The following is a 12,167-nucleotide window of genomic DNA, read 5'->3' on the forward strand; positions in this document are numbered from 1 at the left end:
CCTTGCCGCGATATTATTTCTTCTGTTTCTCCGCCAGAAAATCGTTCGCTTTTTTCGCATAATCTTGAATGCCTTGCTCCGGCGTTTTCTTTTTCAGAAGAATCGCTTGCAGCTCCGGGTACCACATTTTCCGGACGTCCGGGAAGTAAGGGGAAGAGACGCCCGTATTCGCCAAAGGCAGCTTGGAAACGACATTCATCGCCGCTTGGATTTCCGGGTTGTCGAATTCATAGCTCGCGGATTGTCTGGAAGGGACGTAATTGCCCGACTTCGACAACGCCTTGACATGCTCCGGCTGAACCATGAACCGGACGAACGTCTTGATCGCCTCCCGCTTCCCCGGATCGCTCTGCTTGAACACCTGATAGCCGTGAAAGGCCGAAGCGACTTTCGGGGTCACCCCTTTGGCGTGCGGGGGCGCCATGCCGAACAGCTCCACCTTCGGATTCGTGGATCCGTCTTTCTTGCCGGCTTCCACCATCGACCAGAGACCGTTTGCGAAAGGGATCATCGCGATTTTGTTCTGCTTGAACATCTCCACCGCGTCCAAGGCGGCCGTAGTCGCTGGGCCCGGGGCGACGACGCCCTCGTCCAGCATGCTCACGAGCATGCGGAGCCCTTCGGCGGCTTGGGGGTATTGATCGAGCACGATTTTGGAGGAGGATTCGTCCCACTGCTCCGCGCCCATGGCGAATAGCCGCATCAAGTTCATTTCATCGGCTTGCTCGTTGGCCGCCCACAAGGCGGTGCCGTACACGCCGTTGCCGGAAACCTGCTTGAGCGCGTCGCGCATCTCTTCGATCGTCCATGTCCGATCGTCCTTCGGAATCAAATGCTCCAAGCCTTTCGCTTTGAACAGGCCGACATTCAAGAAGAAGTATTCGGGATTGAGCGTTACGGGGATGCCGTACAGCTTGCCGTCGCGAGTAACCTTCTTCAGCATCTCCGGGTTGAAATCGCTTACCATATCTTCGATGAAGTCGCCGATCGGCTCGCTTTTTCCGCTCTCCACGTATTTCATCAAGTTCCGGTCGATCGATTCCAGGACGACGTCCGGCGCATTGTTGCCGGCAACCGCGATTCCGATTTTGTTCTGGGATTGGTCGAAAGGCACCGTTTGGAAATTGACCTTGATCGACGGATGCTGCGCTTCGAACTGCTTGATCTTCATTTTTTCCCATTCGCCGGCGCTGGGGGACGGGGCGCCTTCGACGTTTTGGTAAATCGGGATCGACCAATATTCGATCGTATACGATTTCCCGGCAGACCCGTCGTTCGATTTTCCGGACGGGGTGCCGCCCCCCTCCCGTTCTTGCCCCCCTCCGCCGCAACCGGTCAGCGCAAGCGAGCTTGCCAGCAAGAGCATAACTCCGTGTTTCCATGATTTTCGCACCGAAACCCCTCCTGTATATCCATTTCTGGGCCGAAAACGCTTCCAAGCAATTCCGACAAGTCAACTGTACCGCTTTATGGAGCGCACCAGAATAGAGTCCTTTTCGATTTGGGTCGTTAATTTTCGATTTTGCCGATTACCGCCCGAACCGTCGTGCCTTCGCCTTCGGCGCTCGTATAGCGGAGCCCCCGGCTGTTCCCGTAGAACAGCTTGATGCGCTGGTTGACGTTATAGATGCCGTAACTGCCGGCATAAGCGTCGCCGCCATCGGTCAGCGATCGATTGATGGCTGCCAATTTCCCGCTCTCGATGCCGTGGCCGTTATCGGTAATTTCGATGCAGATGCTGGAATCGTCCTCCCGGCTGACCACGACCTCGATGTATCCTCTGCGGTCCAATCCTTTGATGCCGTGCTGAATCGCATTTTCCACCAGCGGCTGCAGGATCAGCTTCAGCATTTGGCAGTCCAGCAGCTCCTCGTCGACCTCGACATAGGAATCGAATGCATGCTCCAGAAACATGCTCTGGATGTTCAAATAATGCTCGAGCAGCTGAAGCTCGTCCCGAATCGTGATCACGTCTTTTCCCCGGCTGAGCGCGATCCGGTAAAACTCGGCCAAATTCAGCGTCATCTCGGTGATCGGATGCACGGCCCGGCGTTCGGCCATCCCTTTGATAATTTCCAGCGAATTGTACAAAAAGTGCGGATTGATCTGCATTTGCATCGCATGGAGCTCCCATTCGGTCTTCTTCCGCTGCTCCTCCACGATTTTCGTCATTTGCTCGTTGATCCGGTTGATCATCGCGTTAAACCCGTGCGAGAGTCGGCCGATTTCGTCCCGCCTGAACAGCTCGGATCGGACCGTGTAATCGCCGTCCTGGACTCGTAGCATCAAATTTTTCAACGCGGTGATCGGCTTCGTAATCCATTTGGAGGTCACGACGGACAACAGCACGATGACGCCGATGCCGATCAGCGAAAGGCCGATCGCGAGCAGCTTTGTCTGAACGAGCTTCCGCCCGACCATCTGGTTCGGAATGACATGAACGATCCGCCATCCATGCTCGTCGTTCGTCATGTAATAATACCGGTTATCGCCGTCGTCGCTTTGACCGAAGCCCGACCGGGAAGCGGGCCGCAAATCGTAGAAGTCGCTCATCGGCTTGCCGATCATGTCCGCCCGGCTGCTGGACAGCACCGCCCCGTTCTCGTCCGCGACGAAGATCACCTGCAGCGGATCGGCGGGCAAGTCCGCGAACAGGCGGCTGATTTCCGTTTCGTCGAAAAAGAGCAGCAGGAGGCCGGCGTTTCGAAAGGTGTCCAAGTCGTTGATGGCCCGGGCGACGAGCAGCAGATGGCCTCCCCGGTAAGGAACCGCCTTTACCCATTTCGTCTTCCCCTCGCGGTTCAGCACGTCCGGCAGCCATGCCGCGTCGGCCGGTCTTCCGTCGTCGAGCGGCACCCATTCCTGGGTTTGCGCCCGGATGCGGAACTGCCGATCGTAGATTTGGATCGAATAAATTTCTTTTCTCGATTTGATGTCGTTGATCACGTTCATCGCGTTGTTGTACGTCGAGATGTCCACGTTATCGGGATCGGAAATGCGCAGCAGCGTTTGAATGTCGGCGTCGGCGTACAGCCGCACCGTATTCTCCTCCACGCCGGCCAGGACCGAGTCGAGCTTGCTGTCGATCAATTCGAGGGACAACCTCGTGTTGACCGTGAAATGGTCGGCGATCATCTGTTTGGAATTGGCGTAAAACACCCGCATGAGCAGCACGAGCGGGAGGATGGCGATCAGCAAAAACAAAATAATCAACCGGGTGCGAAGGGGCCAATGGTTCGGATGGGCAAATGCGGACTTCATGGCCGGCCACTCTCCCGATTCGAATGCTTCCGCTTGTATTCGGTGGGCGAAAGGCCGTATATCGCCTTAAAGCTTTGGCTGAAGTAATGCGGGTCTTTGAAGCCGACCTCGAAGGCGACCTCGAACACCCGGAGATCGGACGATTCCAGCAGCTCCTTCGCCTTGCCGACCCTTACCCGGTTCAAATAATCGCTGAAGCTTTCGTTCGTCAGCTGCTTGAACAGATGGCTGAAGTAGGTGTAGCTCGTGTGGAATTGCTCCGAGACGAGCCGAAGCGTAAGCTCGCTGTTCCGGTAATGGGATTCGATATATTCCTTGGCCTTGAGTATCGTTTTGGCGTTTTTATGGCTTTTTTTGCCGTTGAAAAAAGCGGCGATCGTCGCGGACACCGTTTCGATGGCGCGCTGAACGTCGGCAATGCTTCGTTTGCCGAGCAGATCGGAATACGGGTTGCAGCCGTCCGGGAACACTTCCTCCTGCCGGTATCCGAGCTCGTGAACGACGCCGAGGAACGAAGACGTGATCCGGATGGCCACTGTAATGACATATTCGTAACCGAGTGCCGGCTGCTCCCGGATCCGCTCGAAAAGGTCGGCCAGCGCCGCCGACAGCAGCTCGGTATTCCCCTGCTTGAGTGACAAAGCCAATTGCTCGTACGGGACCGGGATATCCGGCGCCCCCTCCCGCTTCACTTGGACGTCGGAGATATGCAGCATGCAGCTGCCGTCTTGAAAGAAACGGTGCCGCAGCGCCTCCCGGGCTTCCTTGAAGCAATCGGGCAAACGGGCGATCTCGTTCGTCCGGCGGCTTACGCCGATCGTCACGCGCACGTCCAGCACGTCGGACAACGCGTTCATGATGCGCGTACACGTATCGGAAATCGCTCCCCGATCGGTCCGATCTCCGGTCACGAGTAGCGCCAGCTGCTCTTCATACGTGACGTACAGGATCGCGTCCGGATCATCGCCGATCACCTTCCGGGCAAGATCGCATACCGTATATTTCAGCATTTGCCGTTCTTCCTCCGGTCGTCCCGCTTCCTGCAGCTGTTCGACGTCGATCAGGACGAGCGCGTACGCGTCGCTGCACAAGTCGATGCCGAAAAAAGCGGATTTTTCATCCAGAACGTCGGCATGGATGGAGGTCCGGATCACTTGGTTTAAAAATTGCTCCCGAAGCGCGTCGAAATGTTCGGCGATCTGCTTCTTCATCCGGTTGCCGATCTCTTCCCGGTACTGCTCCCGCCATATTTTGTTTTTGACCTTCTCGACCATTTCGTCCAGCTCTTCGCTTCGGATCGGCTTCAGCAAGTAGCACTCGGCATCGAACAGCAGCGCTTTCCGCGCATATTCGAATTCCTTGATCCCGCTCAAAAAAAGGATGTTCGGCTTGTAGGGACGATCTATGATCGTCTCCGCGACTTGAATCCCGTTCATTCTCGGCATATGTACGTCCAGGATGACCATATCGGGGCGCAGCTCCTCGATTTTGGCCAACGCTTCGATGCCGTCCCCCGCTTCTCCCACAATCTCGATGCCGTGCTTGCGCCAATCGATGGCCGAACTCAAATTTTGGCGAATAAGCGGCTCGTCGTCGACCAAGAGCAGTTTCAAATCGGATCCCTCCCGCGTCCGCGATGATCGATAGCAAATCGGCGATCGCCTCCGGTCCGTTCCGGAAAGCGATCGCCGCTCGACGTCCAATCGTTGCACGACGTTCGTACAACATTCGTATCACATTATGATACATTGTATCCATTTTCATTATATCCCATCATAAAGGAGCCTGTAAACGGCGAGCCGCCAAAGCCGAGGAGAAACGACCGAAGCCCTTCGGCAGAAAGCGCGAGGCTTCCGTCCCGAAGGGCTTATTCGATGCCGAGCGTTACACGCGTCCCGCATCGGCAAAGATGTTCCTATCATCCAAACTCGCGGGGAGCTTAGCCGGTATGCGCGTCGGCGGCGGCCCACTTCTCCATGACCGATTTCCACTGCTCTTCGCGGCTGAATCGGGGCTTCAGCCGGATGTACCGGAGCTGAAGGCCGATGCAGACGTGCTTGAGACGGGAAAAGTGGCGCAGCGCCTCCATCCGGCTCATCGGCTCTCCGTATCGCTTGCCGTTATACCATAACACCCACATGGGATCGTCACTCCTTTTTAGACTCGTCGAGGTCGTCCGTCCTTTTCTCTCTTTACTGTAAAGGATAAGCCCCTTTCATTTCCATATGACGCGGTCATGAAAACCGTGTCCGAGCTGTCATCATTTTCGCCTAAGTGCATGCATCGAATTGCACGGACGCCTAAGCCCGGAGTCACGCCATTGACTTCCAGATCGAAATGTTGTAAAATTATAGGATGTGTTATTTGAATTCGCTTCACATAGTTCCAACGATTGATATCAATACCTGATTCACACTGGCACGATCAAGGAGTCGTAAGGATGGAAGAGAGGCAGGGCTTTCATTGTTTTAGGTTTTCATAGGGATATAGGTTAGCCGAATTACGCAATAACACGACATCTCGGATCCCGACGGGCCAGGCGCTTTCTCGCGCTCTCGCCCGCCGCGGTCCCGAACGTATACGTTTGCGAGGCGCCGCCTTCCGGTCATATCGACCGCCGGGCGGCGTCTTCGTGTCTGCGGAGCTTTCTCTCCCCCTGCTCGTCCCTTCTTCCTTTACCCGATAACGTTCTTACCGAAACGGGTAACGAAAAAAATCCTCGCCGGCACCTCGAGCCGGCAAGGATCGGAAAGGCTTCTCCGCTTTGTTCCCCCGTTTCAATACCCATTTTGGCGAAAAAGGGAGTTTGTCAGGTTAATCGTCCAATCCCGAGGACTTTGTCCTACGTACAATACACCATCTCAACAGGGAGGTGTTATTGATGGATTGTTTGATCAAGAAGAAGGGAAAGCGCCACTGCTTCAAAAAGACGGTGACGGTTTGCCCGAGCAAGCGGAAAGCGAAGAAGTGCGTCATTAAGAAGGTGAAAAAGGTCGTACGGGTTACGTGCCCCCGGCCGAAGGTGAACGTCACTCCGGTACCGGGACCTCAAGGACCGCAAGGGCCTCAAGGGCCGCAAGGACCGCAAGGACCGCAAGGACCGGCCGGACTTACGGGGCCGCAAGGGCCTCAAGGCGTACAAGGACCGCAAGGACCGCAAGGGCCTGCAGGCGGCATTTCGAATTTCGCGTTCCTGTGCAGCACGGTGAACCAGACCGTTGCGGCCGCACCAGCACCCGGTGCCCAAGGCGGAGCCGTCACGTTCAACAACTCCGTCATCAGCGCAACGGCCGTGACGTTCTCGCCGCCGAGCAGCCTCATCATCAACGAGACCGGCTTCTACAAAATTACGTGGGAAGTGTTCCCGACGGCGGGCAACAGCGCGTTCGGCCTGTTCGCGGATCCGGACGGCGCGGGTCCCGCACCGGCCGCTCTCGTCCCGTGCAGCAACTACGGCGCGGGTGCAGGCAACCAGCCTTATCCGGGCCAAGTGGTCGCCCGATTGACGGCCGGCACCGTCCTGACGCTGAATCGGATCGACAACACGGGTGCCCAAACGCTTCAAGCGAGCATCGGCGGCGGCACGCCGACGGTCAGCGCGTCGCTCTCCATCGAGAAGCTGCAATAATGGAGTATCGAGGACCCGAAAGCTCTCCGAGCTTCGGGTCTTTTTTTCGTTTGCCGGACATATAACCATCGTATTCCGCTTCTGCCGATTTGGTTCGGGTAGATTTTAACCGCAGTCGATCCGACATTTCGAAGAATAACGCGAAAAACGAAGCGTACACCTTCCCCAACCCGATGTAAACGTTTCCCCGGGCTTTTTTTCAACATAGCCTTTGGAATCGGACCTACGGTACGTTTTACAAACGGCCGTTCTAGGCGTATTATTCAATTCAGTTATCGAATCGCATACGCTTTTCAATTCGTATTCGCTGAATTTCCCGAGCAGGGGAAACGGGGGAACCAACGAGGACGGATGCCTGCCCGCATGCATCATCGTCTTCAGGGGTGAATCCTTGCGAGTGAACCGGTCGGTTCACCGTAAGGTAGGGCGACTCTCACCGCCCGAATCCGGCAGCTAACCTCGTAAGCGTTGATTGAGGGAGGGTTGAACTTGTGATTTTAAACACAGGTTTCGAACCTGTGTTTTTTGTTTGCCAAAAACGATCGAGGATAGGGGAACATCCGGATATGATTCATTTTTTTCAACTTTCGGCCGAAGGCTGCCGCGCGTATGTCGCATTCGATTCGGACCGGCGCATCGCCCACCTTCTGGAATCGGAGGAGTCCGATATCGCTTTGGCGGAAGCCGCGCCCACGGTTATGGAATCGGCTCGGGAACGAATCGCCCGATTTTGCCCGATTGCGACGCCGACCGTCCGATGGCTGGTCTACGACCGAAAAGGCTGCGTTTTCGAATGCCGGGAGCGCGAACGTTCGCCGTTGGAGCTGGCCGATCGGGACCTTTACGCGCCATTCGTCAAGAAATTGAAGCTGCGTCGGGCCTCGTTGGATCTTGAAGTCGGCAGTTCTTGAACGCCGGATGGGCGGGTACATGGGAGCTTGCATGGGAATGGGAGCGTTGCGGGCATATTGAGTAGAGGACAAAATCGAAACGAGTGGTGACCGCATATGCCATCTTCCATAAAACGTTTTTTGATCGGACGCCCTCTGAAATCGAACGAGTTGGGGGAGCAGAAGCTCAATAAGACGAAAGCGTTGGCAATTTTGTCTTCGGACGCTTTATCATCGGTCGCCTATGGGCCCGAGCAAATCCTGCTCGTTCTGGTTACCGTCGGCGCGGCCGCCTTCTGGTACTCCCTCCCGATCGCGATCGGGGTATTGGTTTTATTGACGGCCTTGATCTTGTCTTACCGGCAAATTATATTCGCTTACCCTCACGGCGGGGGCGCTTATGTCGTCTCCAAGGAAAATCTCGGCATCTTCCCCGGACTGGTCGCCGGCGGCTCGCTGCTGGTGGATTATATTTTGACCGTAGCCGTCAGCGTGTCCGCCGGCACCGATGCGATAACGTCGGCCTTTCCCGGCCTCCATGCCCATAACGTGGCGATCGCCGTCATTTTCGTGGTACTGATTACGACCTTGAACCTGCGCGGCGTAACCGAATCCGCCTCCATCCTCGCCTATCCGGTTTACTTGTTCGTTCTGGCATTGTTCCTGTTGATCGGGGTCGGCCTTTACCGGATAGCGGCGGGCGACGTATCGCCCGCCTTGCATACGCCGGTCGGAACGCCGGTGGCCGGCATCGGCTTGTTTTTGCTGCTGAGGGCATTCGCCTCGGGAAGCTCCGCCTTGACCGGGGTGGAAGCGATATCCAACGCGATTCCGAATTTTAAGGAGCCTGCGCCGAGCAATGCGGCCAAGACACTGATCGCCATGGGCGCCTTACTCGCGCTGCTGTTTTCGGGCATCGTCTACTTGGCTTATTATTACGGCATCGCGCCCAGGGAAGAAGTCACGGTCGTCTCGCAAATCGCGGAGCAAACGTTCGGTCGCGGGTTTATGTATTTCTTTATTCAAGGCACGACGGCGTTGATCTTGATCCTCGCGGCGAACACCGGGTATTCCGCTTTCCCGCTTCTTGCCGTCAATCTTGCCAAAGACAAGTTTATTCCGAGGATGTTCACCATTCGGGGAGACCGGTTGGGCTATTCGAACGGAATTCTAATACTCGGCCTCTTGTCCATCGCCTTGATCCTTCCGTTTAAAGGACGGACGGAACACCTGATTCCGCTCTATGCGGTCGGGGTTTTCATTCCGTTCACGCTGTCCCAGACGGGGATGATGGTGAAATGGATTCGCGAAAAACCGGAAGGCTGGATCGCCAAGCTGATCGTCAACACCGCCGGAGCCGTGATCAGCTTCACGGTCACGATCATGTTCTTTTTGACCAAGTTCGGCCAAGTTTGGACGGTTCTCGTCTTTTTGCCCGTTATTCTGTATATGTTTCACCGGATACGGAAGCATTACCGGGCGGTCGGCGAACAGTTGAGGCTAACCCCTTCCGAGCCCGCCGTGCCGATCGAAGGCAATGTCATCCTCGTGCCGGTGGCGGGGCTTACCCGGGTTGTAGAAAATTCGTTGAACTACGCCAAATCGCTCGGCGCATACCAAGTGATCGCCGTGCACGTCTCGTTCGAGCGCGAGGAAAACGAACAGTTCGAACAGGAATGGAAGCGATGGCAGCCGGACGTCCGACTCGTTTCGCTGTATTCCCCTTATCGAAGCATCATCCAGCCGCTGACGAAATTGATCGATACCGTTCAGCATAAGGCGAGCGAATCGAACTATCAGGTAACGGTCGTCATTCCGCAGTTCATCCCCAAGAAAGGGTGGCACAACGTGCTGCATAATCAGTCGAGCTTGCTGATCCGCGCCCACTTGTTGTACCGGAGAAACGTCATCGTCACGACGGTTCCTTATCATTTGAAGAAGTAACCCGCGAAAGAGGTACACCCGTGTGGGCATGTGCCTCTTTTATTTGGGCGGATCCACAACGGAGCGCCGTATGAAAATATAGGACCAGAAGACCACCCGCCAACGATCAGCCGCAAGCAAAAATGCGCCCTTTGAAGGAATTGGTCGAACAATGACGAATTACTCCTCAGAATATTATCAGGGGGGTTTTACCAATCGATTTAGAGGGATTTGTGAATGTCACTATGCTGGTGCTCGTTCTTCTAGTGCCGATCTGTTTCGGAATTGCAAGAGTCAACAAGGTCCCCAAGAAATCCGTCCTCATCGCTCAGTCGCTCGGATTAGGGTTTGCCGTCTTCCTCATCGCTTCGATCGTTTCGTTTTTTGTATATACCGACGCTCTGAATATGCTCGTCTTCTTGTTCCTTTATACAGCGGCTTTTCTGTTGAGCGGCTTGATCAATATTGGAATGATTCTTGTTAAGAAACGCTGGATTGGCGACAGCTGACGACACGCCGATCTCTTCCCGCCGCCATTCCCCGGTATGAAGCGCAACAAAAAAACCTTCCGAGGCTGTGGTTTGACGTCAAAACACAGCTCGGAAGGTCGTAAATCCGCAACCTCGAAAATCGTTATCAGCAAGCGTCCGGGTTCGGCTTGCCTTCCTCGTCCTTCGTCCGGAACGAGCTGCCGCAGCCGCACGTCGCGATCGCGTTCGGGTTATGGATGGTGAAGCCGCCGCCCATCGCCGACTCCTTGAAGTCGATTTCGAGGCCGCGCAAATATTTGGTGCTGTCCGAATCGACGACAACCTTGAGCCCGTTGATGTCGAGCACCTGGTCGGTGCTTTGCTCGTCGTCGTCGAATCCCATCCCATATGAAAAACCGCTGCAGCCGCCTTCCTTCACGCCTACGCGCAAAAACAAGTTCGGCGTTTCCTCCGCGGCCAGCATTTCTTTGATTTTATCGCAAGCTTGCTCCGTAATGGTAATCATATCGGTCCCTCCCTCGTTTCTTGCTACTTTCAGTATACCCCTAATCGGGCGGCTCCTCAAGAGGGGCGAAGCCCGCCGCGCGCCCGTCCGCTTCTTTCTGTTGCCCGTACGCACGGGTAGGTTTATAATAGATTAGTCAACGACACGAACGTCATCTTGCAACGACCGGCCGTTTTCGGGGCCGGGACGCATTTCCGTTTTATCCGTTTGCGCGGGCCGCCGGACGATTCCGGGGTTTCAGCGCCTTTTTTCCGTTTGCCTTTCTTCCCCGCGCTTCCCGCGCGAATTATGCTGCCCGAATAGGAGGAATCATCATGAGTACCGTACTGACGAACCCGGATCGGCGCATGGCCGAGATTGCCGACAAAGTCGAGAACGGCGAACGTCTGACGCTCGTGGACGGCGTCTTTCTGTACGAATCCGACGATTTGTTGACGATCGGTCAAATGGCCGACTTGGCGAATACCCGCAAAAACGGCCGGCGCGTTTATTTTATCGAGAACATGAGCCTGTACTTCACGAACGTATGCGAAGACCGGTGCGCCTTCTGCCATTTCCGCCGGGACGAAGGAGAGGACGGCGCCTATACGCTGACGCCCGACGAAATTCTCGCTTACGTCGCGAAGCATTACCGTCCGGAAATGCGGGAGTTCCACATTACCGGCGGGCATAACCCGAACGTGCCGTTCGACTATTACGTCAACTCGATCCGCGTCCTGAAGCAGGCGTACCCCGACGTGACGATCAAGGCGTATACCGGGGCGGAAATCGACTTTTTCTCGCGCATCAGCGGCTTGTCGTACCGCGACGTGCTGCAGACGCTGCGGGACGCCGGACTCGGCACGATGCCGGGCGGCGGCGCGGAAATTTTGACCGAACGGTACCGCAACAAGATGAACGTCGAAAAAGCGACGTCCGAGCAATGGCTCGACGTTCACCGGACCGCGCACAAGCTCGGGATGAAGACGCACGCCACGATGCTGTACGGCTCGATCGAGACGAAGGAAGAACGGATCCGGCACATGCTCCAGCTCCGCGAGCTGCAGGACGAGACGAACGGCTTCATGGTGTTCATCCCGAACGCGGTCCAGCCGCCGAACGCCTCCATGGGCATCAAGCGCAGAACGTCCGCCTTCGACGATCTGAAGACGATCGCGATCAGCCGTCTTATGCTCGACAACATTCAGCACGTAAAAGCCTACTTCATCAATCTCGGCACGCAGCTGGCGCAGCTCGCCTTCACGTTCGGCGCGTCCGACGCCCACGGCACGATCGTGCAGGAGCGTATCAGCCATTCCGCCGGCGCGCTGTCCCCGGAAGGTTTGACCCGCGACGAGCTCGTGCACTTGATCAAAGGCGCAAACCGAATTCCGGTCGAGCGCGATACGTTTTATAACGAAATTCGCGTATTCGGGTAAGGGGCCGCTCATAATATGCCCTTCCGGGTGAGACGCTAATACACAATCGCT

The 12,167-nt window shown here is 55.9% G+C and carries 10 protein-coding genes and 1 riboswitch; of the genes, 5 read left to right on the forward strand and 5 right to left on the reverse strand.

Annotated features, from left to right (window positions below):
- Nucleotides 1-13: 13 nt before the first annotated feature.
- The 4 genes from DLM86_RS15320 to DLM86_RS15335 all read right to left on the reverse strand — a co-directional run bounded on the left by DLM86_RS15320 (nt 14) and on the right by DLM86_RS15335 (nt 5,401).
- Nucleotides 14-1,393: an extracellular solute-binding protein gene (locus tag DLM86_RS15320; protein WP_146250218.1), complete on the reverse strand. Its 1,380-nt coding sequence runs from the start codon at nt 1,391-1,393 to the stop codon at nt 14-16.
- A gap of 116 nt (nt 1,394-1,509) precedes the next feature.
- The gene (locus DLM86_RS15325; protein WP_110840907.1) at nt 1,510-3,261 is read right to left on the reverse strand and encodes a sensor histidine kinase; all 1,752 of its coding nucleotides are present in this window, start codon (nt 3,259-3,261) and stop codon (nt 1,510-1,512) included.
- Nucleotides 3,258-4,874 carry a response regulator gene (locus DLM86_RS15330; protein ID WP_158289486.1) on the reverse strand — a complete coding sequence of 539 codons (1,617 nt, stop codon included), beginning with the start codon at nt 4,872-4,874 and terminating at the stop codon, nt 3,258-3,260. Before DLM86_RS15330 ends, DLM86_RS15325 begins: the two co-directional genes overlap by 4 nt.
- 326 nt (nt 4,875-5,200) lie before the next feature.
- The gene (locus DLM86_RS15335) at nt 5,201-5,401 is read right to left on the reverse strand and encodes a hypothetical protein (RefSeq protein ID WP_110840909.1); all 201 of its coding nucleotides are present in this window, start codon (nt 5,399-5,401) and stop codon (nt 5,201-5,203) included.
- A 741-nt stretch (nt 5,402-6,142) separates the two neighbouring features.
- On the opposite strand from DLM86_RS15335, the gene DLM86_RS15340 reads away from it, so the two are divergent.
- From DLM86_RS15340 to DLM86_RS15355, 4 genes are all read left to right on the forward strand, one after another.
- Nucleotides 6,143-6,889 carry a collagen-like protein gene (locus DLM86_RS15340; protein WP_110840910.1) on the forward strand — a complete coding sequence of 249 codons (747 nt, stop codon included), beginning with the start codon at nt 6,143-6,145 and terminating at the stop codon, nt 6,887-6,889.
- A 295-nt stretch (nt 6,890-7,184) separates the two neighbouring features.
- Nucleotides 7,185-7,372, forward strand: a riboswitch (cyclic di-AMP (ydaO/yuaA leader).
- Nucleotides 7,373-7,455: 83 nt separating this feature from the next.
- Entirely contained in the window at nt 7,456-7,800 is a 345-nt protein-coding gene (locus tag DLM86_RS15345) for a type 2 periplasmic-binding domain-containing protein (protein WP_110840911.1), read from the forward strand.
- A 96-nt stretch (nt 7,801-7,896) separates the two neighbouring features.
- Entirely contained in the window at nt 7,897-9,723 is a 1,827-nt protein-coding gene (locus tag DLM86_RS15350) for an APC family permease (protein ID WP_110840912.1), read from the forward strand.
- Nucleotides 9,724-9,947: 224 nt separating this feature from the next.
- Nucleotides 9,948-10,211, forward strand: coding sequence for a hypothetical protein (locus DLM86_RS15355; RefSeq protein WP_110840913.1), 264 nt, complete (start codon nt 9,948-9,950; stop codon nt 10,209-10,211).
- A 127-nt stretch (nt 10,212-10,338) separates the two neighbouring features.
- On the opposite strand, the gene erpA is transcribed toward DLM86_RS15355, so the two are convergent.
- Complete coding sequence (erpA, locus tag DLM86_RS15360) at nt 10,339-10,698, reverse strand: iron-sulfur cluster insertion protein ErpA (RefSeq protein ID WP_110840914.1); 360 nt, start codon at nt 10,696-10,698, stop codon at nt 10,339-10,341.
- 314 nt (nt 10,699-11,012) lie between these two features.
- On the opposite strand from erpA, the gene mqnE reads away from it, so the two are divergent.
- Nucleotides 11,013-12,116: an aminofutalosine synthase MqnE gene (mqnE, locus tag DLM86_RS15365; protein WP_110840915.1), complete on the forward strand. Its 1,104-nt coding sequence runs from the start codon at nt 11,013-11,015 to the stop codon at nt 12,114-12,116.
- Nucleotides 12,117-12,167: the final 51 nt, after the last annotated feature.

Origin of the sequence: Paenibacillus flagellatus, assembly GCF_003217775.1 — a bacterium.
In the GTDB taxonomy this organism is placed as follows: domain Bacteria; phylum Bacillota; class Bacilli; order Paenibacillales; family NBRC-103111; genus Paenibacillus_AB; species Paenibacillus_AB flagellatus.